Raw genomic sequence first — 223 nt, 5'->3', positions numbered from 1 at the left:
ATCCCGCATCACAAAAGGTTCAATATGCAAGGGGCGGCAGGTGTTAAACTGGAAATGTTGTTCCCCCACAGCGGCCGTAATCGGGACGCTTTGCGGGATATCTGCCGTCCCCTGATGAACGCCCTGATGGGGGGTGAATTGGATGATCGTTGTCGGGGGAACCGGGCGTAAGGTGTGAGGCCAGATGCGTCCCAACATTTCATGGGTGACTTGTGGAATGCTG

The 223-nt window shown here is 55.6% G+C and carries 1 protein-coding gene; it reads right to left on the bottom strand.

What is annotated here, in order from left to right:
• Window positions 1–223, bottom strand: a 223-nt coding sequence (locus tag AAC854_RS23895) for a type VI secretion system baseplate subunit TssF (RefSeq protein WP_340619216.1), incomplete at both ends; no start/stop codon positions are given.

The sequence above is a fragment of the Xenorhabdus entomophaga genome, assembly GCF_037996725.1.
In the GTDB taxonomy this organism is placed as follows: Bacteria; Pseudomonadota; Gammaproteobacteria; order Enterobacterales; family Enterobacteriaceae; genus Xenorhabdus; species Xenorhabdus khoisanae.
Note: the sequence above shows the minus strand (reverse complement) of the source record. Positions and strands in the feature narration are given on the sequence as shown.